Origin of the sequence: Kosmotoga arenicorallina S304 (assembly GCF_001636545.1) — a bacterium.
GTDB classification, from domain to species: Bacteria; Thermotogota; Thermotogae; order Petrotogales; family Kosmotogaceae; genus Kosmotoga_B; species Kosmotoga_B arenicorallina.
On the sequence record NZ_JFHK01000006.1, the window covers coordinates 48,803 to 74,760 of the forward strand.

Here is a 25,958-nt window from a genome sequence, read left to right on the forward strand (position 1 = left end):
TTCTTCACCTCTTAATTATAGGAAGATCGTGAGAGAAAACGATAGTATCGGCCCTATTGTACAGCTCAATGGCTATTTTAGAAGCATCGTCATTTCTCATGCCCTTACGCATTTCGAAAAATCTGAATTGCCTGTCGCATAAATCACCAAAAATAAGCACATTTCCGGCGTTCGTTGTTTTCACAAAGAAAGAAACGTGCTCTCTTGAATGAAAGGGCGTTTCAATAACTTCCACAAGATCCCAGAGCATTCCGCCCTCAAAGGGCTCCACTCTATTCCAGCTGTTAATAACCATTGAATACATCTGCCCGATCACCGGACCGAAAGCTAAGTAATTACGAGTTGCGTAGTTTTTGTGAAGCCTTACCGTGGCATTTTTGAAAAACATCGAATTGAAGGCGTGATCAAGGTGAAAATGCGTGAGCAGGACATCAGTAACCTCTTCAGGTGCCACACCCGTTCTCCCCAGAGCGTTTTCAAGGGCTTTCAAAGAGGGGAACCCTCCAGGATCAACTATCACTATCCTGTCTTCATCTTTTAAAAGAACTGCACTACTCGTTGGAGCATCGATCTCGCCGGAAACGTAAAGAACACTGCCCGGAAAGAGTAATTCAAACTCCATTTAAATCACTCCCAGAGTAATAAAACTCGCAACCGCGAATATTATACAGTAAATCGCAAAACCTCTCAGTTTTCCCTTTATAACAAACTTCTTAACTAAAAAAAGCCCGATAATTCCTGTAAAAAAGGCACTTAAGAATGCGGTGATGGCATAACCCATTGGCACGTTTAATTTTCCAAGTTCAAGAATACCTGCGCCTAATGTTACGGGCAGGCTCATAAGGAAAGAAAACTTAACGGCATCTTTTCTTGAAAGCCCAATTAGCAGTGCCCCAAAAATAGTCATACCGCTTCTTGATATGCCTGGCAATATAGCAACTGCTTGAAGGCAGCCGATAAGAAAAGCTCCCATGAACCCGAGCTTCAGTATTTCAAACTTTCCGTTGAATCTATCAGACAGAAGCAAAAAAAAGGCTGTGATGAAAAGCATACCAGCAGCAAAGTACGGGCTTGAAAAAATGCTGGAAATTCTTTCCTCAAGAAAAAGTCCTGCAACAACTGCAGGAATAGTAGCTACTATCAGGAGGGCTATATACCTTATTGAATTTCTGTTTTCCTCTCTGGAAAATAATCCCCCTATTATCTGAAGAATCTCGCGGTATGTAAAAAGCAAAACCGCAAAAAAAGTTGCGAGGTGCAATAGCGCAAAAAGGGATGTCATATTATCTGAATCTAATTTCAAAATCGAAGAAAAAATCGTCAAATGCCCCGAAGATGAAACAGGAAGAAATTCCGTTGCGCCCTGAAGGCTTCCAAGGAAAAGATATTTCAATACATCAACCACTGAAGCCTTCCTCCTCCATTATCGAATCGTATTCAATACCGTTGCTGTTGAAAATACCTGCGATTTCTCCTATATCCGTTTCGGAGGTCCTGATGATGACGTTTTTCTTTCCGCCTTCTCCAGGTGAAGTTACAATAGACAGAATGTTGATTTCATTGTCGGCCAATAAATCAACGACCTTTTTTAGCGCTCCTGGCTTATCTCCGAGAATCACGGAAATTCTGACCCCTTTTTGATCCATTGAAGTGAACTCCATAAGAGCTTCGAGAATGTCAAAAACGGTAATAACCCCCCTTAGGGTCATATCACTTGAAACCACCGGGATAACGAGGTCATGGCTCTCTATGAGCATAAGCACCACGTCTTCAATGATGTCGGTTTCATAGCTGAAATATTCAGGTTCTTTTGCTATTTCAGCCAGTTTAGTGTCGGGATTGTGATTTTTAAGCTCTTTCTTAGTTATCGAGCCGAGGAGCTTTCCGGCTTCATCATGAACAACAACTGTCGAAAAATCGTATTTCTCTTCTGCTTTCAACACATCCGATACACTATCTTGAGAAGAAAACACAGGGAATGCCCTGTTTACCCATTTGCCAACTTCCATGCTCATCGCCTCTTTTTTAATAGACTCGTGAAATATGATACAATAATCCAGCAACACTCTTCAAGTATAGCAGAGAATCAGGGGGTTTGAAGATGTATCAGGGACTTATAAGGCTTCTTGAGCTATATACTAACCTTTTCACCATGTTTCGCTGGAATAATCGCCCAACCTTGCTGAGAACAAATGAAGCGGAAAATGCCTTTATTTCTGCTCAGTTTTCATTGCTCCTTTCGCTGATCGCCAGAGAGCATGGGGAGGAAATTAATGAAGACAGGCTTTTCAAACGCATTCTGTTCAAAGAACTTCCAAAGTGCATAATATCAGATATCTCTGTCGATACAAAAGTTCTTATAAAGGAGCTCGACCCGGAAAAATGGGATGCTGTTTTTGATGCTACCGTTTCAGAAGTTGCTCCGCTGTTGCCCGAAAATCACAGAGAAGATTTCATGAATGAAATGAAAGCAGCAAAGGATGACAGTATAGAAGGTAAAATTATCTCCATAGGAGATTTGCTTTCAGCAACTCTTGAAGCAGATATTCACTCCCGTTTCTTTCCCGAATACTATGAAGAGGCCCTTGGAAGCCTTAAAAAAAGACTCTCCCGCTTTGATGACTTTCAACCTTATAGAATACTCAAAGAAAGCTTATGGATAAAGGATTATCAGGAAGCGCTGGTCGTATTGCTTAGAGCGGTGCGCTGGAACAGACTAAAAAGGAATGTCGAAACCACCGTTGCAGGCCATTCTTTTTATGTTGCGGTAATAGCTTACCTGCTGGCTCTGATGGAAAATGAAGTGGGGAACAACGTAAATAGCCTTGAAGTTGTTAAAAAGGCTTTGCTTCACGATATACCCGAGAGTTTGACGGGAGACATAATCACCCCTACAAAGCGCAAAGTGAAGGGCTTTGAAGAAGTCATCTCGAGAGTGGAAGAAAAAATGGTGAGCGAAAGGCTCCTTGTGCATATGCCGGAAAGTATAGCACTCGAACTTAAACAGAGAATGCTCGATCCCTTTGGAGGCACAGAAGGTAAATTGGTCAGGGCAGCTGACCTCACAGCAGCCGTTGTGGAATGCCTGATGGAAATAAAAACCGGAAATGCACAGCTCGCTTTCCGCTCTGCTATAAGCAATATGCTTGATACACTCTCAGAATCAGAATTCGAGAATGTAAGATATCTTTCCGACTCTTTGCGGTGGGGGCTCGAATGGGTAGGAAGATGAACCACTAAAAATAAAAGAAAGCACCGAAATCCCGGTGCTTTTTTCTAATATTCCTCACAGTGTTTTCATGAAGTGTTCTAACCTGTCTAAACCTTTTTCCAATTCTTCGATAGAGCTCGCATAAGAAAGCCTGATAAACCCTTCAGCATTGAAAGCACTTCCCGGGATCATACCAACCCCTGCTTTCTCGAGAAGCGCGACGCAGAACTCAAAGGAATCTTTGATTCCCTTTCCAAGATAATCTCTGATGTCCACGAAGAAATAGAATGCACCTTTTGGAAAAAAGAATTTCAATCCCATCTCTTTCAACCTGTTGCCGACATAGTCTCTTCTAATAATAAACTCCTTAACCATATAACCGGTTTCTACATCAAGCGCTTTCAATGCGGCATATTGAGCTATGGTGTTTACATTGGAGGTTGAATGTCCCTGTATCTTTGTAACTGCTTTTGCAATTTCTTTTTTAGCTGCCAGATATCCGATCCGCCAACCGGTCATTGAATAGGCTTTAGAAAAGGCATTAATGACAATCGCCAATTCTTTCATCCCCTCAAAGGAAGCAATGCTTACATGCTTTTCGTCAAAGGCTAACTTCTCATAAACCTCATCGGAAATAACTATAATCCCATGTTTTTTCAGAAGTTCAGAAAGCTCCTTTAGATATTCCTCTGGATATACAGAACCGGTAGGATTGTTTGGTGAATTTATGATTATCGCCTTTGTGCGTTCGCTGAAAGCCTCTTCAATTTTCGACAATTTTGGAATGTAAGCATCTTCCGGGAAAGCCTTCACATAAACGGGGATCCCGTCGCAAAGTTTTACCTGTGCCTCATAGCTAACCCATGCAGGAGAGATGAGAATCACTTCGTCACCGGGTTCAAGGATAGCTTTAAGACTGTTGTAGATAGCTTGCTTGCCTCCGTTGGAAACCACTATCTCTTCTGCCGAATAAGACAGATTGTTGTCCTTTGCCAGCTTTTGCGCAATTTTCTCCCGCAGCGCTGCTATCCCGGCTGAAGCAGTGTACTTCGTTTTGCCTTCTTTAATTGCGCTTATTGCTGCTTCAGAGATAGGTTCAGGAGTGGGGAAATCTGGCTCGCCAGCGGTGAGCTTGATGACATCTTCTCCACGAGCTAATTTTTCAAGAACCCTTTGATTGAATTGAAGCGTTATTGACGGTGAAACAGAGTTAACACTGCTTGATAGCTTCATTTGCTTAACCTCCGATAGGGAAATTCACCGCTATTATACTCTGGAACCTGGAGAATTACAATTGAAGATACTGAAGAATGTGGTTGTCGGTTGTGGATTGTTGGTTGTGGGTTGCTTGAAAAGCCGAGTAACGTGCTATGAGGAACGACGGTTGATAATGCGACAGCTGGTAATACGACAATTGGTGGAGCGACGATTGCAAGGCAATCAAAAAGCCGAGTAACGCCATTCGAGTAACGAGTAGTACCTAAACATATCTTTAAGATTTTTCTCACAACTCGGTACTTAATTTCTCGATTCTCGTGACTCGCAACTCGGTTCTTCTCCGCCGCAGGTGCAGAGCCATTCTGGAAGAATGCAGAGCCGTGACGGAGTCACGCATAACCTTGGCGAAGCCCAGCATAGCCATTTTTATCAACTTTATTGATTCTCAGCTCTCATAACTCGAATAACGTAACTCGGCACTTTTCCGCCGCAGGCGCATAGCCATTCCGCAGGAATGCAAAGCCATGACGAAGTCACGTATGGCCTGGGTTGAGCCTAGCACAGCCTTTTCATTCATTCTCTCGAACTCTCGGATCTCGATTCTCAGAACACTCACATCTTATTCAACGTTTCAAGTATTACCAGTACGATATCATTAAGGGAATCCTTTTTGAAAAGCCTTGCTCCGGCTTCTTTACGCCTTTCGCCGGATATTATTGCGGAACAAACAACGAGGATAACATCGTTAAGACCGTATTTGAGCCGTTCAATGAATTCTACGCGGAAACTCGGGATAGCTTCTCTTATAGCAGCCACTGTGGCTTCAACAGCTGCCATATACTTTTCATCGTCGTTTATATCAACAACAGAACTGCCGGAAAGCTGTTTTCCATCATCATCTATGCTTACGCTTACGGTAAGGCGCTTGTTGGTAGATTTCGTTTCCATAGTGAGGAGGTTGAATCTTGCCGTTTCGTCGGCAAGCGCCTCTTCATAAGTCTCGCTTGTAGTTGAATCTGGTTCGTCATCGGAAATCTGGGCAACACTGACGATTTTCCTGTCTATTTTCACCCCAGAAGCGGCATATATGGCAGTTTCGATATCTCGAACCAATTGCTTGGCAGGTTTTTTGATATCCGCAAGAATATGGATTTCTTTTAATTCCCCGCCATCATCGGCAAGGATCTTTGCACCCTTTACTCCGGGCAGTTTGTTAACTATCTGTTCAAGCGTAACCATATTTTCCATCCGAATTCCCCCTTAAACTCATATAAACGCAAGCACCAGGGAAACTCCAGCTAGAATAATAGAGAGTAACAAAAAACGAATGCCCCTTTTATCATAAAGCTTTGGATTACCCGCTTTTCTGAGCTTCCGTGTGCCAATCTCAAAGAACACGAGACTCACAAAAAAGAAAACGATTGCTGCCGAAAAGAAAATAGACGATAGAGTTTTCATAAACCATTCCTCACAACTTTCCCCTCAATATAGACCGGGACAATTGAGAACATATCAATTTTAGCACAAAAGGCTACGTCTTTACCAAATCCTTTTCTTACAAGGGCTTTTCCATGGCTTGCAACGGTTTTTAATACTCTTTCGAGCTCTTTTCCAAGCATCATATATTCATTCAAAGCTACCACGGCAGAATCGGTAAGCTCAACTTTTTTCGCAGTCGAGGTGATGTTTTTTATAAGCGCTCCTGCGCAGAGCACATCCTCGAGGGCTAATTTTCCCCGGTTGCCAGCGCATCCTATGCCAATTGCATCGCAACCGGATACAATTACTTTTTCAGCAACGCTCTTAACATTAAGGAAAGATGAGATATATAGCTGCCTGGCTTTTTTCATACGTTCAATGAGCTTCGTGCCATTTGAAGTTGTCATGATTATCTCTTTCCCTTTCACTTGTTCATAGTCAAAGGGAGAATTCCCCAGATCGAAGTCTTGCGGCTTCAAGCTTTCCCTTTCTCCACCAAGAAGCGCATCCGGGTTTTGAGCTTTCAATTCTCTTGCCTTTTCGAGCGCAGAAACAGGGATAATTGCCTTTGCCCCTCTGGCAAGGGCAACGACCATACTGCTTGTTGCACGCAATACATCTATTGCTATCGCAATATCGGGCAAATCGGTTATATCGCCCGGGGTAAGGAAGACATCAATCTTTATTGCGCTCTCCCCCTTTTACCACTGAAAGATGATGATGATAATTCAATGAGCTGAGTATCCAGCCGCGGCGCTCGTGCTTTTCAAGAGTCGTTATAGAAGTGTTCTCTAATTCCAGCTGTTTATGATTTACCAAAGGCATGCCAAGCAAAGAGCACAAAAGCACTCTAAACCACAGGCCATGACCCACAATGACTATTTCCCGGGAATTTTTTAATCTTGAAATTTCACAAATTTCATCGAAAGCCCTTAAGGCCCTCCTTTCAAGCTGTGATAGCGATTCGATTCCTTCTATCTTTGCATATGGATCAGAGCTCCAGAGAATGAACTCCCTTTCGTAGTTTTCGATCACTTCTTCATAGGTAAGCCCGTTCCAAAGGCTGAAGTTGCATTCCCTTAAATCTTCCCTGATTATAGGGGACAGATTAAATTTTTCACCAATTCTTTCGGCAGTTTCCCGGGCTCTTTCAAGGTCGCTGCAAAAAAGGAGCGATGCATTCGGTGCAATATTAAGAAGTTCTTCAGCAACCAGTTCAGCCTGATACATACCCTGTTCGCTTAGCGGTATATCAGCATTACCCTGCCATTTTCCAATCAGATTCCATTCAGAGGTTCCGTGCCTTACAAGATGCACTTTCATCCTTCTATCACCTCTATTTCGTCTGGTTCATAATCCTCTACTTTTGCGCCTTCTATTGTCAGTATATTTTTTCCGCCAAGCCTTATTTTCAGAACATTCTGCTTTGAAGCAGGGAAGAGTTTTTCAGCGGGAACAGGCTGATTGTATCGCCTTATTACGAGCTCTATGTTTTCATAGGCCTGTTTTTCGTCAGGCTTTCCACTTTTGAATATTATGAATCCCTTTTCTGGTAAAGCCCTTTGAACGCGTATTAAACTTTTGCCATCTGTAATAAATCTTTTTTCCCTGAAATTCATAAGCGAGTACGCTGCCAATCCATTGGATTTTGTTGCATAAAGGTCAGTTAGCGAGGAGTCGACAAAATCCCCGTACAATAAATCAGCATGAAATTCCGTGAGGTTAAAACCAAGAGCTTCATGCTCGAATACAGCTTTCTCTTCGGGAAGTTCCTCTTTGGTATTTTCAGTTTGCCGTTCTTTGTAACCAAAGACTCGCAGGACTGATTTCAACTCCGGGTCCACCCCCGAAAGAGCATTGTTTATTTCTTTTAACAACGTTTCTCTGGTGCCATATTTATCAAAATAACCGATTTTTATTAAAAACTCCAGATCTTTAGCCATAAGAGAGTCTCGGCGCTTCCTCACAAATTCATGGAAAGATGCTGCTGTGGGTTCAAGTGGCAACTCTAGTCTGAATTTCATTAAGTCAGAAGGGCAAAGGGAGATAATCCTTTTATCTGGGTTTTCACCAATTGAAAAGGCTAATCCCCGACTCTTCATTTCTGCAGCCAATCTCGCTTTTCCTTCAGCGTCAAGCAAAGAAAACAACACCTTGAAAAACCTTTCAGGTTCGTGGCATTTCTTAAAAGCAAGCCAATAAGTAATCAGAGAATATGCAACACTATGGGATTTGTTGAAGCCATAACCCGAAAACTTCCTCAGTATTTCTATTAATTCATTCGTGCTTTCAGGGTTATCTGTACTGCGCTTGAGAGATTTAGCAATTAGTTTCTCTGCCTCTTCGGGCTTTTTCTTTGAGAGCGCTCTTCTAAGCATTTCCCCTTCTTCCGGAGTAAGGCCAAGCTCTTTTACGGCAACAGATATTACCTGCTCCTGAAAAACAAGCACCCCAAGAGTATCAGTAAGCGCTTTCGAGAAGGCATTCTGTGACGGCACTGCACGCTCTTTCAGGTATTTGGCTGTGATACCAGATTCGAGAGGACCGGGCCTGTTAAGGGCCAGAGATATAGCGATATCGCTTATGTTCCTGGGCTTGACTCTTTTAACAATTCTGGTTGCCTCAATACTTTCTAACTGGAATAATCCTGCTGTATATCCCTTCCCGATGAGATCATAGGTTTGCGAATCATCAGGCTTGCTATACCAGGGCTTTTTTGCATAAAGTTTTTTCAAGATGGAAAGGTTTCTCAATCCAAGAAGATCGAGCTTTTGGAACCCCAGAGTTTCGAGACTATTCATATTCCAGCGGGAAATATATGTGCCACCGCTTTCCCTTATTGGAATGATCTCATCAAGGGGCTCAGCTGAAAGCAAGACACCAGCAGCGTGAATTGATTCTGTTGAAGGAAGCCCTATAAGAAGCTTTGAAAGTTTGAAGGTTTTTTTGATATTGGTATCACGAGCGAGTGATTGGGGAAGTGATTTACCCTTTTGGGAGAGTGCTATTAGCCTTTTTATCTGAGTTTCTGATAAATCAAAGAGTTTTCCGGCTGCTCTTATCGCTGATCTAAAAGAAAAAGTGCCGTAGGTTTGTATCAGCGAAAGGTTTCTTTTACCGAATCTTTTTTTCAATGCCTTGATAAGCTCCTGACGCATCTCATCTTCGACATCAAGGTCTATATCAGGAAAATCATCTCTGGCGGCACTTAGAAAGCGCTCGAAAAACAAGCCATTTTCAACAGGGTCAACAGCGGTTATACCAAGAACCCTTACCAGTAGCGAACTTACAGCCGAGCCTCTTCCGGGACCAACCCAACATCCAATTTTATCCGCCGTATCCACAACTTCTGCAACCGTGGCAAAATAACTTTCAAGCCCTTTTGAAGAAACAACGCCGAGCTCATATTCCAGCCTATCTTTATAAGCTTTTTCAGTGTATCCCAAATCCGGAAGCCTGTCGAAAGCGTTTTTTTTGAATTCTCGCTCTGATAGAGAAACGGGAAATTTGTGGGCATATTTAGGAAACTCAAATTCAGGAAGTTTCAGTTTTTCGTCAAAAAGCGAGTCATATTCCCCGGCGCTAAGGAGGTGGTAATCTCCTTTCAACAGAGGTTTTTTCCCGATTTTTCTGTAATTGTCAAAAAATTCTTTATCTTTTTTTTCGAGATATCTGACTTCCCATATGGGGTTTTTGGAGTTAAGGTCCAGATTTCTTGGCGGTCCATCAATGACTTGAACATCCGTGAGTTTAGTGTCCAGATTGTTTGAAAACTTAATCAGCTGGAAAAAGCCTGTTTCATTCAAGGGCATATAGTATTTCCCATCACTTTTCAATCCCGGAATAACTGAAATGCCTTTAGCAGAAAGTGAAGCATAAAAATCGTATGCAGCACCCAGATGAGAATCTATTATAACGCAAGACTCATAATTTTCCTTTTTGAGATATTTAGCCAATTTGTCAGGGAGTATAGTGGATTCAAAAAGATCAAAAGCTGTACAAATGAAAGCTGTCCTCATGATTCACGATCCTCAAGAAAGTATAAATTTTTTATAACTCTTGCCATATCTTCAGGGATCCGCGCCACAAAGGACATCCTCTTCCCTGTTCGGGGGTGGTTGAAGCACAATTTCAACGCATGGAGCATGTGACGATATACACCGAGGGCTTCATCTTGATGTGCCTTGCCATACAATTTATCGCCAAGTAGCGGGTGGCCAATTTCTTTCATATGAACCCTTATCTGATGGGTTCGCCCCGTCTTTGGTTTGACCAAGACAACTGAAGCAATCTTTGAAAAATGCCTTAATGTTCGATAGTTGGTCGTTGCCTCTTTTCCGTCAAAGAGAACTGTCATTTTTAGCCGGTTAACAGGATGCCTTCCAAGAGGCAGTACTATCTGCCCCTGTGCGGGTGTTCTGCCCCTTGCAATTGCAATGTAGGTTTTTTCTGTGCTTCTGGCTTTAAATTGAAGGGATAGAGAGTTATGAGCCATGTCGTTCTTTGCAACTATGATTATTCCGCTGGTTTCTTTGTCAAGCCTATGGACGATCCCCGGGCGCATCACGCCGCCTATACCCTGAAGGTCTTCGCAATGGTTTAGGAGCGCATTTACCAGAGTACCACTTTTTTTGTTGTGAACAGGGTGAACTATCATTCCCGCTGGCTTGTTCACCACAATGATGTCTTTATCTTCATAGATTATGTTCAATGGAATGTTTTCAGGTTGAGCCTCTGCTTCAGCAGGCTTGTCTGGTACTTCAAAAGTAATATGCTCGCCTGCTTTGACCTTGTAGCTGGGTTTCTTCATGGAACCATTTACGAGCACTTTCCCCTCTTTTATGTGCCTTTGTATGGCAGAACGGGAAACCCAGTTCGGCACAATTTCAGTTACAAACCTATCAAGCCTCCAGCCATTTTCACGATTCGTTACCATTACTTCTTCCAGCACGCAACTTTTCCCTCCGATAGAATAGGAGTAGTAAGAGGGCAGTGCCTACAACTATGCAGCTATCTGCAACATTGAATATCGGCCAGTAGGGTAGCTCGATGAAGTCTACCACATAACCAAGCCTCAAGCGGTCAATTAGATTTCCCAGAGCCCCTCCCAGAATTATTCCGAAGATAAACTTCTCCTTTGAAGTGAGCTTATCTTTGAAACGATTGCCTATAAAAAGTAGCAAAAGTATTATTGTTGATGTAATGATCGCAATATTATAAACACCCAATTTGCTCAAAAGCCCGAAGGATACCCCTTTATTGTGAACATAACGCAAGCCCAGAATTCTGCCAATCAAATCTACCCTCACCAGATATTGCAGGTTGCTTTCAGCAACCGCCTTGGTTATTTGGTCAATCATCAGAGTAATCACAAAACCAATAGTAACTATCATTCTATCACCGAACCTTATATCCGAATAAATAACAATCAATTACCGCCCCTTTCGGGGCGGCTGATATATCTGATTTCATCCAAGCTTTTCCATTATTGCTTCCATTTCAGAGTCATCCATTTCGAAGTTGGCATAAACCTCCTGAACATCATCGCTATCTTCAAGCAGGTTCAGCAGTTTTAGTAGCTTTTCAGCGTCAGCGCCTGAAACAGCAACGGTGTTTTTCGGGATATAAGTCAATTCATAAGAAACACTGTATCCGTTTTCTTCGAGGACGCCCTTGACGTCAGAAACTTGCTCGGGCAACGTAATTATTTGAACAGGATCATCTTCATCTTTTATATCTTCGGCACCGGCATCGATAACGAGGAGCTGAAACTCGTCCATATCAGAGATTTCGGATTTAGGTATGCTAATTACACCTTTCCTTTCAAACATCCAGGCAACGCTTCCGCTTTCCGCCATGTTTCCGCCATGTTTGGAGAGGATGTGTCTAATTTCCTGAGCGGTTCTATTCTTATTGTCGGTGAGTGCTCTTATCAACATAGCAACTCCACCGGGTGCGTAACCTTCATACATGGCTTCGACAAAAGATTGGCCTTCAAGTTCACCGGCGCCTTTCTTGATTGCTTTTTCCATGGTATCTTTAGGCATATTGGCAGCTTTGGCTTTATCCATAGCAGCCCTTAAAGCAGCATTGGTAACGGGATCTGTGCCGCCTTCTCTCGCAGCAACCATAAGCTCTCTGATGATTTTGGTGAATATTTTGGATCTTTTCGCGTCCTGGGCGGCCTTTCTGTGCTTAATATTGGCCCACTTATTATGACCGGACATTTTCTTTCCCTCCTATATTGTTAAGAATTTCACTCAAATATTTGCCTTGAAATACGGCATCTCTTACATATACATAAACATAATTTTCTGAAACTTCGTTAGAAATAGAAAGGATTTTTAGCAATTCTTGATAAGAAACCTGCTTTGATACTGGCTGAAAATATTTTACCACAAAGTAGTCATTCATTTCAGAAAATTCAAAGCCTTCATAGGTCTCGTTTGCTTTAAAGGTTTTGATTTTTTTCCTTCCGTGTTTTTGCACCGGGATATCCGGGGAGAATTTGTTTGGATTAAATCCTTTCTTCGGAAGATACAAAAAATAATGGTATTTCTCAACAAGTTCCTGCAAATCGAAACCTTCCGTTATCTTCCAGACACCAAGAATGCGCAGGGTAAAAACCGAGTGACGCTTGATTTTTTCGAATATATTGTTATCCTCTTCGAAAGTAGTCAGTTTAAGGTATAGAGCGGAGCTTGCTACGCCTGTTGGTACGGCTGGTGAATAAGAGATTTTAGGATGAGGGTGAAAGCCCTGGGAATAAGCAACAGGAATTTTCGCGCGCCTGAGCATTCTCTCAATTGCTGTGCTTGTTTCCTGTTGCGATAAAAACCTGAGCAATCCGCCTCTACCAAATCGAAGAATGTATTCTGCCAATTTTTTCAGCTCCAATGTCCTCATATTTGAGCAAATTAGTTCTAAATGACAGTATAATTGTATGCGAAAACACTTGAAATTACAACCGTTGGGAGGTCAAGCCTATGTGGATGGTAATTTCTGACACCCATGACAACATGGAAAACACAAGAAAAGCTATTGAATTGGCAAAAAGTAGAAATGTCGATACAATATTTCATTGCGGCGATATTGTATCTCCTTTTACCGCAAAACTCTTTAAGGTTTTTAATGGAAAAATTTTCGTGGTATCTGGAAACAACGACGGTGAGAAAGTCATGCTCAAGGAAATTCTTGGCGACACGTTTTTTACAAGCCCTACGGTCATAATTCATCAGGAAAAAAGGATTGCGCTTATGCATGAACCTTTTGGTCTTGAAAGACTTACCGATCTGGACTATATTTTCTATGGACATACACATGTAATTGACATAAGGCCAGGGGATGTTTTTATTGCAAATCCCGGCGAGGCGTGCGGTTATCTTTCAGGAAAAGGGACATGTATTCTGTTAAATGAACTAACAAATGGTTTCGAAATACTGGAATTATAACCTGCGTTTAACCGATATGAAGAATTAAAGACTTATAATCAACCGAAAACACGAAATCTGTGTAAATAGCGATAGGAGGGTCAAGAGTGGAAAAGAAGACTGTGAACCAAGAACTCAATGTTGAGGTTCTTGAACTGGTATTTACTCCCGATGAAGTTGAAAGTGCTGAGAGCGAAGCGGTTAAGTATGTTAACGCCAATTATTCGATACGCGGCTTTAGAAAGGGTAAAGCCCCAAAAAGCATTATCATCTCTTACCTTGGTGATAGTTTTGACGAAATTGTTTTTGACGAACTTGGAAAAGCTGTGGAAGAAGAGCTAAAGAAAGAAGAGCTTTTCATTCCTGCTATTATAGTGGAGAGAAAGAGAACCGAAGATGGCGGTGTAACCTTTGTGATAGAACTTCACAGGGAGCCCGAAGCCGAGATAAAGGATTACAAAGGATTAGAGCTTTCTATACCGAAAAGAGAAGAGGTACTGGTCAACTACGTCGACAACAAACTGGAAGAGCTCAGGAATGAAAATGCCATTATTGAACCAAAAGAAGGACCGGCTGAAATTGGCGATGTGGCGGAAATCGAGTACACAATAGTGAAAAATGGCAAAGTAATTGCGGATAAGAAAACTCAGGAAGTGCACATTCTGGAAGAGGACGACAGGCCCATTGTTACTAACATAATCGGGAAGAAAAAAGGCGATGTTGTTGAATTCGAACGAACCTTCGAAAATTCTGATAATGTTTATAACTACACCGTTGAAGTAAAGGAAGTTTTCAAACGCACTCTCATGGAAATCAACGATGAATTCGCCAGATCGGTTGCCGGTGAAGTGGAAACACTGGAAGAACTCAAGAAAAAAATAGAGAAAGAAGGTATTGAGGCCTTTGACAACTGGAAAAAGGACTTCCTCAGGCAGCAAGCTTTTGATAAAATTATCGACTTCATTGATGTTAAAGTCTCAGATAAAACAATAGATTATTTTGTGCTTAAATCCATTGAAAACCTCATAAAAGAAAAGAAATACGACAGCTATTTGAAGCAGGCAGGCAGCGAGGAGAATCTCAAGAACCAGATCAAAGAGAGTATCATTAACGAGCTCAAGAGAGAACGCTTCATAGCTGAAATTGCAAAGGAAAACGGCATAGAAGTTTCAGAAGAAGAGGTATTGAAAAATGCAGAAGAGCTGGCTCCATACTGGGGAATTTCTGTGGAAAGGGCAAGGGAAATAATAAAATCCCGAGAAGATCTTCGCGAGGACATTGCGGCAAATCTGCGAAAGAACAAAGTCATGGATCTGATTATCGAATCCGCAACCATTAAAGAAATAGATGCCGGCGAATCCGCGGAAGAAGGTGGAGAAAAGGCCGAAACACCCGATACTTCTGATTCTGCTGGCGAATCAAAAGAGAGCGCTGAAGAAAAAGAAGAAAAACAGGAGGAATAGTATTTAGATATTTTGAAACATGCTGGCTTAAGCCAGCATGTTTTTTTGTATAATATATCAGATGGGGGGACTGATAATGGTAAAGCGCACAGTGCTTTTTGCAATGATAATAGTCGGAATAGTTCTTCTAGTTTGGTTTTTAACCCTGAGCTTTTCTGGAAAGGTTGTTGTGAACCCTGTTCTATTTAACCTTGGGCCTTTTGAAATCAGATGGTATGGCTTTTTGATTGCCTCTTCCATATTCATTGCCTATTTCCTTGGCAGAAAATTGGCACTAAAAGAAGGTATCAAGGAAGACTATCTCATAGAGATGATATTCTGGGGAATAATCGCAGGCATTATCGGTGCTCGACTGTACTATGTGGCCTTTGAATTTGATCTCTACCGAAAATACCCTCTGGAGATTTTTAAAATCTGGAATGGTGGCCTTGCCATACATGGTGCCATTTTTGGCGCCCTATTATCTGGTTTTTTATACACAAGGCTAAAAAAGAGCGCAGGAATACGTTTCTGGCAAGCTTCTGACATATTTACCTCTGTTCTTCCTCTTGCCCAGGCCATTGGGCGTTGGGGAAATTTCATGAACCATGAAGCTTACGGCGCTCCAACAGACCTGCCCTGGAAAATGTATGTCCCTTCAGCTTACCGTATGCCCGGCTTCAGTCAATACGAGTACTTCCACCCAACCTTTCTATATGAAAGCCTTTGGGATCTTTTTGTTTTCTTTCTTGTTTTCAACTATACAAGAAAATCCCGCAAGAGATATGGCGAAACTACCGGTCTCTATATGGTTTTATACTCAGCTGGCAGGTATTTCGTAGAAGGCTTGAGGTTGGACAGCTTGAAAGTAGGCGAGTTCCGCACCGCTCAAGTTATCTCTATTATTCTCATGATCATCGGTGCACTGTTGTATCTGTACTCGAGAAGAAAAGGCGAAGAAGTGAGAACAGTCTCTTAAAAGCCCTTGCCCTGTGGCTAATTGAAGATTTAACATCCTGACCCAATTCGCCAAAGGTCATTTCGTAACCATCAGGGATAAATATGGGGTCGTATCCGAATCCCTGGCTACCTCGAATTTCCTTTGCAATAGTTCCTTCAACGATCCCCTCGGCTGCAAGCACCACACCGGTTGGGTGATAATAAACGGCAGCGCATTTGAAACGCGCCTTCCTGTTTTTTTCGTCATCAAGACGTTTCAAAAGCTCCTCCATTTTTTCTGTATAGGGACGCCCTTCCATGAACCTCGCGGACTTAATCCCGGGAAACCCTCCAAGGGCATCAATTTCAAGCCCGGAATCATCTGCTATCAATGGAACTCTAAGCCCTTTGAAAGTTTCAACTTTTATAAGCGCATTCTGTAAAAAGGTAGCCCCGTTCTCCTCTATATCAATTTTATCCCCCGCTATGGAGGCAACAGGCATTATTGACCATTCATCCCCTGCTAACGCATTGATTTCAAAGGCTTTGTGCTTGTTAGCAGTTACCAGATATATCTTCATCGTTTCAATCCCTTCACTTCTTCAATAACCTTTTCCGGGAAATCGCTCCTGAAAATTGCAGCTCCCATGACAAGAATATCAGCTCCATATTCAACCACGGTGGGAGCAGTGTTCAAATTCACACCGCCATCAACGGCGATTTCAAATTCAAATCCCTTTTTCTGGCGTATTGTATCAAGTTGCCTTATCTTTTCGGCAGCAAGGGGAATAAATTTCTGACCTGTAAAGCCCGGGTTTACCGTCATCACAAGCACTCCATCAAGAAAAGGCAGAATGCTTTCCAGAGAATTCACAGGGGTATGGGGATTCAACGCAACAAAGGCTTTAACCTCTCTCGATTTTATCCTTTCAAGCAGCCGGTGAAGATGGATTTCAGCTTCTATATGCACAGCTATAATGCTGGCTCCAAGATCCATAAACCTGTCCACATACTTCGAAGGATCGGAAATCATGAGATGAACGTCAAGCGGTAAAGTCTCAACCTTATTCAAGGCTTCAATCAGAGGAAAGCCGAAGGTAATATTAGGCACAAAATGTCCGTCCATAACATCAATGTGCAGATAATCTGCCCTTTTGATTTTATCGAGTTCCTGCTGAAGGTTCATAAAGTTTGCTGCGAGTATTGAAGGCGAAACCTTTGACATCATTTCCACCTCTTTTTTTCTTTGTGCTTTTCTTGAAGCTCTTCATAGATTTTCCGATAGCTCTCATATCTTGTCGTCGGGATATCACCTGTTTCTACCAGTTCTTTGACATAGCACCCCGGCTCATCGACATGAACGCAATCCGAAAAAGAGCAATAACCGCTGTGAACCCTCAAATCCCTGAAATAATTCTTCAGTTCTTCGGGCTCTATTTCGGGGAGTTCCAGCGATGCAAAACCCGGGGTATCCGCAACATATCCACCGAAATCAAATTCCAGAAGTTCCACTCTCGTGGTGGTGTGCCTTCCTCTGTCAAGCTTCTTCGAAATGTCAGATGTTTTCAATTTCAGCCCGGGGTTGAGAGCATTCAAAAGACTGCTTTTCCCAACACCTGACATACCTGCCATGGTGGATATCTTGCCTTTGAACACTTCACGCAATAGATCAATGTTGTATCCTGTTTTGGCTGATACCTCTATTATATTGTAATATTCCCCGTAGGTGTGGTATAAATCAAGCAATGCTCTTCTTGATTTCAACAGATCAACTTTGTTAACGGCAATAATCGTCGGCAATCCACTGTATTCAGCAAGAACGAGAAACCTATCGAGTATATAAAAGGGAACACCGGGTTCTTCAAGGCATGTAACAAGGACGATTTGATCCACATTGGCTATCCGAGGCCTTTTTAGTTCATTTCTTCTGTTGAGTATATTCTCCACCCTTCCAGTATCATCGCCCGTCGGAATAAATTCAACCACATCACCCACCAGAGGTTTGATACCAAGCTTTTTGAAACGCCCCGGCATGTCACAGAGATAGTGTTTCCGGCTGTGTAATTCTGTCACGATAAGAGTTCTGCTGTCATAGCGGATTACGTTCCCCTTTAACCTTTCATGACTCAATGTTCTCCCTCCTGAACTGTCGTCTTCTCAACTGCCCGCAGGCTGCATCTATGTCCGTGCCTTTTTCCGCCCTGAGCACCGTCTCAATACCTTTTTTCTTTAGTGCCTGTTCAAAAGCCTTCGACCTTTCTGGTGAAGGGCGCTGAAATTTTGGGATTACCGGATTCACGGGTATCAGATTAACAAATACTTTCAAGCCCTTCAATAAATGCGCCAGATTATCTGCATCTTCGAGAGAATCATTTACAGCTTCTATCAATATATATTCAAAGGTTATCCTGTTACCTGTCTTTTTCTGATAATACTTAAGTGCTTCAAAGAGTTCTTCTATGGGAAAACGCCTGTTGATAGGCATGAGTATGCTTCTCTTTTCGTCCTTTGCCGCATGGAGGGAAACAGATAGTCTAATATCCAGCCCGGAATCAGCAAGTCTTTTTATCCCATCAGGGATTCCCGCAGTGGAAATTGTGAAATGCCTTATTCCAAGATTTCTCCCTTTTTCATCGTGAAGGACCTCAATGCTTTTGAAAAGGGATTCACTGTTAAGGAATGGTTCTCCCATTCCCATGAATACAATGTTATCGGCATCTTCGCCTATTTCTTTCTCCATATACAATACCTGTGCTACGATTTCTGAAGCACTCAGGTTTCTTTTGAATCCGCTCAATCCTGTTGCGCAAAAAGCACAACCGAGCTGGCAGCCAACCTGAGTCGAAATGCAAAAGGTTATATGTTCGGCGTGGCGAATTACCACAGATTCTATGTATTCACCATCTTGCAGTTCCCAGAGAAATTTTTCAGTTCCATCCTTTGCCTTCTGCCTGTCTTTAAGCGAAAAAACGGGGAAACGGAAATATTCTTTTAGAAAAGCTCTATCGCTTTTTGAGAGATTGGTCATCGCATCAAAGTCAAAGACCTTTTTTCGATGAATCCAATCGTATATTTGAGCAGCCCTGAACCTTTTAAAACCCAGCTCCAGTATTTCATTTTTTAGTTCTGCGTAATTAAGCGAAAGTATTTCCTTCAACTCATCACCACCAGATTTCATCGTTTTTTAAGATATGTGATAAAGCACGGCCTTGGTGCGTCAGGCGGGAAATAATAAGCACCGTATCCCATTTCTGTGGCTTTCAAACTTCCTTTAAGTGTGCTGTCAAAATCGGCACATTCATAACCTGCTTTGTTGAGTTCAAAAACGAGGTCCCGCGTTTCTTCCAGGCTATAACTGTCAATCATCAAAAGAAACTCCCCGTGTTTTACTTCCAGTATTTCTTGAATGAGCTTCCTCTTCTCTCTTGAAAATGTCTCGGCTTCAAGAGTAAAGAAAAGCCATGGCTTTTGATTCAAAAGAGAAAGAGCGCTCCCGGACATTCGTATAACTTCTTTCTCCATCCCTTTCAAGATATATTCCATTTCATCGATCCGTTGCAATTTAAGATCATCGATTCCCCTTTCCACTAATATGTAGGAATCAGAAAAATCGCTGCTGGCAAAAAGGAACCCCTTCTCTTCAAGTTCTGCTAATTCTGACTCAGAAGCAACAAACGCATCTGACGGGGGAGTTTGGTTATATTCAAGCAAAGGCTTTATGTCGCCTATATGCGGGAGACCCTTTATATATTCCACCAGCCACTTTGGATGGGAATATTTCAACCATAGTGGCAGGGCATTCAAATCAACACGTTCCCCGGCAACCTTTCTCAGCACAGCATTTACAAGGTTTCTAAAACTCTTAACGCCTACAAGGGCAACGCTTTCCTTTATGGCAGCATAATCAGGAACAGCATCCATAAAATAAAGCTGAAAAACGCCTATTCTCAATGCGTTTTTGATAGCGACCGGTAGTTTATCGGGCCTTTTTAGAAACTTCATCAGTATATAATCTATAAGAACTCGCTTTCTTAAAGTGCCTAAATAAAGGTTCGCTGCGAATTTTTTCGATTCAAAAGAAAGGGTGGAGAATGCTATCTCCACCTTTTTTGATGGTATATATCCATTTTTGTCAAAATAGTTGAGTATTTCCAGCGCTATTTCCCGGCTATCTTTCATATCAGTTTCGATCACCAAAAAGCCCTGATATGAAAATCATACGAAGCAATTGCAACAATGCCATTGCAACAGAAGCCACATAAGTCATTGCGGCAGCGTTGAGCACCTGATCAACTGCGGTCAGCTCTTTTTCAGGCATGCCCATTCTGTTAAGCAGAATGCGAGCTCTTTTACTTGCGTTCAATTCCACAGGCAGAGTTATGAGGGTGAAGAGAACAACAAGCAAAAATAGCAATATACCAAATTTCATCAATGCGGGCGACCAGAATAAGAGCCCCATCAAAAAGATTATCCAGCTAAACCCCGATCCAAAACTCGCCACCGGGGCGAATACATTTCGAATCTCAAGTGGTACATACTTTTCTTTGTGCTGGATTGCATGGCCTATTTCATGAGCAACAACGCCAAGAGCAGCAATGGAATGGCTGTTATAGGTGGCTGAGGAGAGCCTTACCACCCTGGTCCGCGGGTCATAGTGATCCGAAAGCCTTCCGGGAATTGATTCGATCTTCACTTCAAAAAGGCCTGCACTGTCGAGCAACCTTCTGGCGAGCTCAGCGCCATTAAGCCCGAAACTTGAATTTATGCGCGAATATCTGTAAAACCTCTGCTGCACAAGAGATTGAGCCCATATGGCCAGGATAATTGCCGGGATCAAAAATATGAAGGTTGGATCCCAGAAAAGCATTCAACCACCTCCAGGCATTATTATATCACTATATATTTGACTTTTCTTTAATCGCATGGTTCAAAATTCCGTCGTATCCTTCATGGTAAAATGAAAAAAACAGGAGGTAAAGATGAAGGCACACCATGTCGCTGAAAGCACCATTTTGGAATTGTTAAAGGGAACCGGCTTTGACTGCCCAATTTGCTCCGCTCTAAGCCTTTCCACCAGAAGCTGGATTGAATCCACGCTATCTAATCTCATGCACAATTTCGAACCACGGGGAAAACTCTTGAAAGGCGGCCTTTGCAAGAGACACAGAAGACTGCTGTTTGAGCTGGCCTCTTCGGAATTCAATATTGGTGCTCTTCCACTTTCTCTGCTTTTAGATGAAATGCTCCCCTTGCAGTTAAAAGCACTGGAAAAGAGAAAGGTGATTTACGGGGATAGCTGCTATCTCTGCAAATTTGAAGGAGAAGCTTCTCAGAGATATATAGATACCTTCGGGAATCTTTTCAACCTTCAAAGATGGAAAAAGCTCTATGAAGACTCAGAGCGTATCATATGCGCAGACCATAGCGCCAAGATGCTCTCACATATGAAAAGCAAAAACCGGGAATGGTTTATAAGCGTTCAAAAAAGAAAGTTTTCAGAGCTCCATACCCTTTTGAAAAGATATATAAAAAAGCATGACCACAAAAGCAAAGAGCCCTTTGGAATTGAAAGAAACTCATGGAAACTACTGTTGAAGCTTATTGGTGAAACAAAAACCTGATCTCTAATTTCAATAAGGATATCCACGGAACCCCATGAACATGAAGGCTCCAAATAAACTGGCGATTATGGCTACCAGAAGAATGACAAGTGCAATGATTATCAAAATGCCCTGTATTTTGAAAAAAACCCTTATATTGTCCAAACCATCTTCCAGCATCATGGAGCGATCTGAAAACATGTAGCTCTCAATGGAAGCTTTTGCCTTTCTCAGTTTTGACCCCATTACCAGAGAAATGACACCGCTTATCAAACCTCCGAAAAAAGCTCCCAGACCCTCTGAGCCAGCAGATAAAGAAAATGCAGCGCCAATTAAACCAAGTATACCGGCAATAATTAGCCAGATCCCCAAAAAGCCAGCCCAATATGAAAGCCCTTTGAGCGTAGCAAAAGAAATCTTAATTTCCCTGCCTTCATCAGCCATTGATATCCCCCCTGAAATCCTATGAATTAACCCCCACAGCTTGAACAGCTACCTCCAGAGCATCCTGAACAGCCCGAGCTAACAGTTTCGGAGGTTCCGATTTTCCCGAATTTGAAATTCGCAACTCTTGATATCTGCTTCACAAGCTTTCCGCCACATTTGGAGCAGTGTGGCGTTTCCTCATCGATTTTGAGCAACAGGCTTTCTTCATGATGGCAATCTGAGCATATAAAACGATATAAGGGCATTTTTTCCTCCTTGGATATGAGTTCAATATATTTTACATTATTCATGAGCTTTTTCTCAATAGTGAAGAACAAAGATAGGGCGGAAGGTTCCCTTCCACCCTATCTAATAAGCATGAGAATCAGATCGTTGACATTGGTTCCGGTAGGTCCGGTAATTATAAGGTCATCAATGGCTCTAAGAGCATGATAGGTGTCGTTGTTATCAAGAAAATCGTCAATATTCATGCCTTTTTCCATAAGGCGTTCAACCGTTGTGCCGTCAACAATTCCACCAGCGGCATCTGTTGGGCCGTCAGTCCCATCAGTTCCCACCGACAGAATAACCGTGTTATCAAGCCCTTTTATTCCTCTTGCAGCTGAAAGGGCAAGTTCCTGGTTCCTTCCCCCTTTGCCGCTGCCTTTGACATGAACCACTGTTTCTCCGCCAAGAACGACGGCGCAGGGCTTTTCAAAAGGAGAATTGAATTCACATATCTCCCGCGCAATGGCCGCAAGGAATGTGCCGGCTTCCCTGGCTTCGCAATCGAGAGTTGATGTTAGGATTTTCGCCCTGTATCCAAGGGACTCGGCTTTCCTTGCGGCTACTTCGCATACTTTGCTAACGCTTCCAATTATCTTTGTTTCTACGTTATTCAGCGCTTTTGGCGTTTCGAGCGCTAACACCTCTTTGACTCTTTCTGATATGCTGATCCCGTATTTCCTCACAATGTTTAACGCTTCTTCCGACGTGCTGCTATCCGGATATGCGGGGCCTGACGCTATGCTGTCAAGCCTGTCTCCAAGAACGTCCGAGAGCACCAGGGAAAACACCCTTGCGGGCTGAACCAGGCTGGCAAATCCACCGCCTTTGACCCTTGACAGGTGCTTTCTGACTGCGTTTATCTCCACGATATTGGCTCCTGAGTTCAAGAGCTGTTTTGTTATGTTTGCCAGATCACCAAGAGTAACGCCTTCCCGAAGGCTTTCAAAAAGCGCGGATCCGCCTCCAGAAACGAGAAATAGCACAGTATCTTTTTCTGAAAGATTTCTCGTAACCTCAAGGGCTCTCTCCGTCGCTTTAAGGGTGTTCTCATCGGGAACGGGATGCCCTGCTTCATATACTTCGATACCTTCAATTTCTCCAAGGCTGTGATGGTATTTTGTTATTACGACACCTTTCATTATCTTATCTCCAAGCGCCTCCTTCGCTGCTGAAGCCATTCTCCACGCAGCTTTTCCGATTGCTATAAGGATAACGCCACCTTCGAATTCAGCGGATCGCAACGCGGAAATCACCGCGTTCTCGGGAAGCACTGCATTTATAGCTTCATTTGCAATATACAGGGCGTCTTCCCTGATGCTACTCATTAGTCACACCTCCATCAAATCAAAGAGCGAATAGGCTTATTAACCATACTATCACTGCTGCGGACAATCCTTCAACCAGTGTTCCTATTGTCTGCAATTTGTAACCTGTTTTGACGTCCATTCTCGAGAACTGTGTAACTACCCAGAAATAGCTGTCGTTTGCATGAGATACCACCATTGACCCCGCACCGATAGCGACAACCACGAGGGCTTTTGCGGCAACTGCTGTAAAGCCGAGGGAATCCATTAAAGGTGCCATAAGGGAAGCTGTCGTGATGATGGCAACAGTTGATGATCCCTGGGCGCTCTTTATACCCGCTGCTATTATGAAGGGAAGCCATATTCCTATATTTGCTTTGGCCAATGTATCGCCAATAACGTCGGCGATTCCCGAATTCTGCAAAACTTTCCCGAAGGCTCCACCTGCAGCCGTTATCATTATTATAAGTGCCGCATTAATCAGTGCCTGGCCCACCCATCCGGAGGTGGAAAGCATTTCCTTATCCAGTTTTTTAGGCAATGTGAAAGCTATAAGCACGCCAATCATTAGAGCGGTTACGGGATGGCCTATGAAGCCTATGAAGGTTCTGAAGGCGCCATCACCGAAGGGATGTGTGGGGAAATCAGATATGGATTTCAGGAGAATAAGCAAGATAGGAAGCACAATGGGTAAAAAGGCACTCGAAGCTCTGGGAGCTTCTTTCATCTTTTCCTGGATATCCGTTTCCGTAAGCTCTGGTTCAGGATCTATTTGTATTTTGGCAGCGGCCTTCAAGGCGAACAACCAACCCACCAACATCGCAGGAATTGACACGAGCAACCCCCAAAGGATTACCGCCCCAAGATCTGCGTTGAGAATCCCGGCAGCCGCTATTGGACCGGGGGTTGGTGGCACCATGGTGTGCGTTGCATAAAGCCCTAAGCTGAGTGCTATTGCGCTTGTAGCAAGCGTTATCTTCGCTCTCTTTGAAAGGGCTTTGTTAAGAGGGCTTAGAATTACGAAACCCGAATCACAAAATACCGGTATTGATACGATGTAACCGATAATTGCCATGGCCAGGGGCACTCTTTTCTTTCCAGTGGCTTTAAGAACGCTTTCAGCCATGGTAAATGCCCCTCCAGATTTTTCGAGGAACGTTCCAATGATGGTACCCGCAACGATCACAATACCTATATAACCAACCGTTCCGCCAAATCCTCCTGTAATCGAGGAGATGATATCCGGAAGCTTCATTCCCGATAAAAGCCCAAAACCAAAAGCTGAAAACAGCAGCGCGAGGAATGGATGAAGCTTCCACCTTACAGTTGAGATGATAATGAAAAGCACTGATAGAAGCAAAAGCACTACCAACCAGATACCCATACACTTACCCCCTTTAAGAAAATTGGATACATAAGTACCCAAATAATATGCAGTGAACTACCACGCCTTATAGAAGACATGGCTTCCTGCTTCAACCTGTGATGACTCGTAGACCTCCATTGAGTTCCGCCGCCAGAGCACAGTCCACAGGCGTGAATTCGGGCAGTTCCTGCCCTACTGTTTAACGCTACTGAGCATATTGTGCGATATTCACAGCAGCATTAATGTCCCTATCATGGACCGTCCCACAGTTGGGGCATGTCCATTTCCTTATCCTTAGCTTTTTAACCTCTTCGTTTTTGTACCCGCATATCGAGCATGTTTGACTTGACGCAAAGAACCTATCGATTTTCACAAGTTCGATTCCTAACCTTTCAGCTTTGTACCCCAATGTTGTTATGAATTTGTACCACGATTGCTGTTGAATGTGTTTAGCCAAGCTATGGTTCCTTAACATACCTTTTATATTCAGATTTTCTACCGCAATCTTGCCAACTTGGTTTTCGTTGACAATTTTGTGGGTTGTTTTATGTATCCAATCTTCTTTGATATTGCTGATTTTCTCTATGTATCGTGCCAATCTAAGCCTTGCATCTTCTCTGTTTCTGGAACCTTTTTGTTTCTTAGACAAACTCCTATATAGTCTCTTTAACCGCTTTTCGAATTTCGAAAGATCGGGCATAGAGTACTTCTGTCCGGTACTTAATATCACTGAGTGTTTTATTCCTAAATCTATGCCTAAGACTTCTGTTGAATTGCTCTTTAGCGGGATGCCCGGTGTTTCAACAACGATAGAGACATAATATTTGTTTGTCGTCGTTTTTTTGAATGTCACGTTTTTTATGACAAATTGCTCTGGTAGATTTCTGTGAACACGGACTCTTATGCCTTCTCTAAACTTTGGTACGAAAATATACCCATACTTTTTGTTATCTTCTTTGATGTATAACTGTATGTGTTGTGGAACTCTAAATGTTTGTCTGCTTTTCTTTTTCTTAAAACGAGGATATTTAGCCTGTTTCCTGAAGAATTTCTTGAAAGCATTGTCTAAATCTTTAAGTGACTGCTGTAGTGTCTGGGAATTGATTTCTTTCAGCCATGAATACTTTTGACATTTTTTCAAGCGCGTCAAAAGTTTGGCCCACTCATGGTATCCTGTGGGTCTGTTTAATTTCTCGTACACCAGGTTGCTATAGTTCAGGAAAAAGTTGAACATAAACCTTGTTGCTCCAAAATG

General features: G+C 42.7%; 28 protein-coding genes. 5 read left to right on the forward strand and 23 right to left on the reverse strand.

The window, feature by feature from the left end; translation table 11 throughout:
* Nucleotides 1–4 precede the first annotated feature (4 nt).
* The 3 genes from AT15_RS05285 to AT15_RS05295 are packed head-to-tail and all read right to left on the reverse strand — an operon-like array spanning nt 5 to nt 2,009.
* The gene (locus AT15_RS05285; RefSeq protein ID WP_068347127.1) at nt 5–622 is read right to left on the reverse strand and encodes an MBL fold metallo-hydrolase; all 618 of its coding nucleotides are present in this window, start codon (nt 620–622) and stop codon (nt 5–7) included.
* A complete protein-coding gene (locus tag AT15_RS05290; protein ID WP_068347129.1) occupies nt 623–1,405 on the reverse strand; it encodes an undecaprenyl-diphosphate phosphatase in 783 nt (260 codons plus the stop codon).
* On the reverse strand, nt 1,398–2,009 hold the full coding sequence (locus AT15_RS05295; RefSeq protein ID WP_068347131.1) for a CBS domain-containing protein: 612 nt from the start codon (nt 2,007–2,009) through the stop codon (nt 1,398–1,400). Before AT15_RS05295 ends, AT15_RS05290 begins: the two co-directional genes overlap by 8 nt.
* A gap of 92 nt (nt 2,010–2,101) precedes the next feature.
* On the opposite strand from AT15_RS05295, the gene AT15_RS05300 reads away from it, so the two are divergent.
* Nucleotides 2,102–3,232, forward strand: coding sequence for a YfbR-like 5'-deoxynucleotidase (locus AT15_RS05300; RefSeq protein ID WP_068347133.1), 1,131 nt, complete (start codon nt 2,102–2,104; stop codon nt 3,230–3,232).
* A 54-nt stretch (nt 3,233–3,286) separates the two neighbouring features.
* Here AT15_RS05300 and aspC read toward each other — a convergent pair whose 3' ends face one another.
* From aspC to AT15_RS05350, 9 genes are all read right to left on the reverse strand, one after another.
* Nucleotides 3,287–4,444 carry an aspartate aminotransferase gene (aspC, locus tag AT15_RS05305; protein ID WP_068347141.1) on the reverse strand — a complete coding sequence of 386 codons (1,158 nt, stop codon included), beginning with the start codon at nt 4,442–4,444 and terminating at the stop codon, nt 3,287–3,289.
* 597 nt (nt 4,445–5,041) lie between these two features.
* A complete protein-coding gene (locus AT15_RS05310) occupies nt 5,042–5,677 on the reverse strand; it encodes a hypothetical protein (RefSeq protein WP_068347143.1) in 636 nt (211 codons plus the stop codon).
* 206 nt (nt 5,678–5,883) lie between these two features.
* Nucleotides 5,884–6,552: a 2-phosphosulfolactate phosphatase gene (locus AT15_RS05320; RefSeq protein ID WP_161484656.1), complete on the reverse strand. Its 669-nt coding sequence runs from the start codon at nt 6,550–6,552 to the stop codon at nt 5,884–5,886.
* Between the two features lie 31 nt (nt 6,553–6,583).
* The gene (locus tag AT15_RS05325) at nt 6,584–7,231 is read right to left on the reverse strand and encodes a histidine phosphatase family protein (protein ID WP_068347150.1); all 648 of its coding nucleotides are present in this window, start codon (nt 7,229–7,231) and stop codon (nt 6,584–6,586) included.
* Nucleotides 7,228–9,927, reverse strand: a complete 2,700-nt coding sequence (locus AT15_RS05330; protein ID WP_068347152.1) for a hypothetical protein — start codon at nt 9,925–9,927, stop codon at nt 7,228–7,230. The genes AT15_RS05325 and AT15_RS05330 overlap by 4 nt, the downstream gene beginning before the upstream one ends.
* Nucleotides 9,924–10,844 carry an RluA family pseudouridine synthase gene (locus AT15_RS05335; RefSeq protein ID WP_068347192.1) on the reverse strand — a complete coding sequence of 307 codons (921 nt, stop codon included), beginning with the start codon at nt 10,842–10,844 and terminating at the stop codon, nt 9,924–9,926. The genes AT15_RS05330 and AT15_RS05335 overlap by 4 nt, the downstream gene beginning before the upstream one ends.
* Nucleotides 10,828–11,340, reverse strand: a complete 513-nt coding sequence (gene lspA, locus AT15_RS05340; RefSeq protein ID WP_084251518.1) for a signal peptidase II — start codon at nt 11,338–11,340, stop codon at nt 10,828–10,830. The genes AT15_RS05335 and lspA overlap by 17 nt, the downstream gene beginning before the upstream one ends.
* Before the next feature lie 36 nt (nt 11,341–11,376).
* Entirely contained in the window at nt 11,377–12,135 is a 759-nt protein-coding gene (locus AT15_RS05345) for a YebC/PmpR family DNA-binding transcriptional regulator (RefSeq protein WP_068347154.1), read from the reverse strand.
* The gene (locus tag AT15_RS05350) at nt 12,122–12,790 is read right to left on the reverse strand and encodes a TIGR03936 family radical SAM-associated protein (protein WP_068347156.1); all 669 of its coding nucleotides are present in this window, start codon (nt 12,788–12,790) and stop codon (nt 12,122–12,124) included. The genes AT15_RS05345 and AT15_RS05350 overlap by 14 nt, the downstream gene beginning before the upstream one ends.
* 104 nt (nt 12,791–12,894) lie before the next feature.
* Between AT15_RS05350 and AT15_RS05355 the strand changes: the two genes are divergently transcribed.
* The 3 genes from AT15_RS05355 (at nt 12,895) to lgt (ending at nt 15,759) form a co-directional block, all read left to right on the forward strand.
* Entirely contained in the window at nt 12,895–13,359 is a 465-nt protein-coding gene (locus tag AT15_RS05355) for a metallophosphoesterase (RefSeq protein ID WP_068347158.1), read from the forward strand.
* Between the two features lie 86 nt (nt 13,360–13,445).
* Nucleotides 13,446–14,801: a trigger factor gene (gene tig / locus AT15_RS05360; RefSeq protein ID WP_068347160.1), complete on the forward strand. Its 1,356-nt coding sequence runs from the start codon at nt 13,446–13,448 to the stop codon at nt 14,799–14,801.
* Between the two features lie 76 nt (nt 14,802–14,877).
* On the forward strand, nt 14,878–15,759 hold the full coding sequence (gene lgt, locus AT15_RS05365; RefSeq protein ID WP_201029939.1) for a prolipoprotein diacylglyceryl transferase: 882 nt from the start codon (nt 14,878–14,880) through the stop codon (nt 15,757–15,759).
* Here the strand turns inward: lgt and rdgB are convergent.
* Genes rdgB through AT15_RS05395 form a run of 6 tightly spaced genes read right to left on the reverse strand, consistent with a single transcriptional unit; the run spans nt 15,695 to nt 20,586 of the window.
* Nucleotides 15,695–16,300 carry an RdgB/HAM1 family non-canonical purine NTP pyrophosphatase gene (rdgB, locus tag AT15_RS05370; protein WP_068347162.1) on the reverse strand — a complete coding sequence of 202 codons (606 nt, stop codon included), beginning with the start codon at nt 16,298–16,300 and terminating at the stop codon, nt 15,695–15,697. The two genes, lgt and rdgB, sit on opposite strands and share 65 nt — an antisense overlap.
* Nucleotides 16,297–16,944 carry a ribulose-phosphate 3-epimerase gene (rpe, locus tag AT15_RS05375; RefSeq protein ID WP_068347164.1) on the reverse strand — a complete coding sequence of 216 codons (648 nt, stop codon included), beginning with the start codon at nt 16,942–16,944 and terminating at the stop codon, nt 16,297–16,299. Before rpe ends, rdgB begins: the two co-directional genes overlap by 4 nt.
* Nucleotides 16,944–17,849: a ribosome small subunit-dependent GTPase A gene (rsgA, locus tag AT15_RS05380; protein ID WP_068347166.1), complete on the reverse strand. Its 906-nt coding sequence runs from the start codon at nt 17,847–17,849 to the stop codon at nt 16,944–16,946. The genes rpe and rsgA overlap by 1 nt, the downstream gene beginning before the upstream one ends.
* Nucleotides 17,839–18,876: a 23S rRNA (adenine(2503)-C(2))-methyltransferase RlmN gene (rlmN, locus tag AT15_RS05385; RefSeq protein ID WP_068347168.1), complete on the reverse strand. Its 1,038-nt coding sequence runs from the start codon at nt 18,874–18,876 to the stop codon at nt 17,839–17,841. Before rlmN ends, rsgA begins: the two co-directional genes overlap by 11 nt.
* A gap of 17 nt (nt 18,877–18,893) precedes the next feature.
* Complete coding sequence (locus tag AT15_RS05390) at nt 18,894–19,913, reverse strand: transcription antitermination factor NusB (RefSeq protein WP_068347169.1); 1,020 nt, start codon at nt 19,911–19,913, stop codon at nt 18,894–18,896.
* Nucleotides 19,900–20,586: a zinc metallopeptidase gene (locus AT15_RS05395; protein WP_068347171.1), complete on the reverse strand. Its 687-nt coding sequence runs from the start codon at nt 20,584–20,586 to the stop codon at nt 19,900–19,902. The genes AT15_RS05390 and AT15_RS05395 overlap by 14 nt, the downstream gene beginning before the upstream one ends.
* Before the next feature lie 112 nt (nt 20,587–20,698).
* Between AT15_RS05395 and AT15_RS05400 the strand changes: the two genes are divergently transcribed.
* Complete coding sequence (locus tag AT15_RS05400) at nt 20,699–21,340, forward strand: hypothetical protein (protein ID WP_068347173.1); 642 nt, start codon at nt 20,699–20,701, stop codon at nt 21,338–21,340.
* A 9-nt stretch (nt 21,341–21,349) separates the two neighbouring features.
* Here the strand turns inward: AT15_RS05400 and AT15_RS05405 are convergent, their stop codons facing one another.
* The 5 genes from AT15_RS05405 to AT15_RS05425 all read right to left on the reverse strand — a co-directional run.
* Entirely contained in the window at nt 21,350–21,763 is a 414-nt protein-coding gene (locus AT15_RS05405; protein WP_068347175.1) for a DUF5362 family protein, read from the reverse strand.
* 26 nt (nt 21,764–21,789) lie between these two features.
* Nucleotides 21,790–22,056, reverse strand: coding sequence for an FmdB family zinc ribbon protein (locus AT15_RS10560; protein WP_084251527.1), 267 nt, complete (start codon nt 22,054–22,056; stop codon nt 21,790–21,792).
* A 54-nt stretch (nt 22,057–22,110) separates the two neighbouring features.
* The gene (locus AT15_RS05415) at nt 22,111–23,358 is read right to left on the reverse strand and encodes a glycerate kinase type-2 family protein (RefSeq protein ID WP_068347177.1); all 1,248 of its coding nucleotides are present in this window, start codon (nt 23,356–23,358) and stop codon (nt 22,111–22,113) included.
* 19 nt (nt 23,359–23,377) lie between these two features.
* Nucleotides 23,378–24,721 carry a GntP family permease gene (locus tag AT15_RS05420; protein WP_068347179.1) on the reverse strand — a complete coding sequence of 448 codons (1,344 nt, stop codon included), beginning with the start codon at nt 24,719–24,721 and terminating at the stop codon, nt 23,378–23,380.
* Nucleotides 24,722–24,908: 187 nt separating this feature from the next.
* On the reverse strand, nt 24,909–25,958 hold a 1,050-nt coding region (locus tag AT15_RS05425; protein WP_235598515.1), incomplete at its 5' end, for a transposase.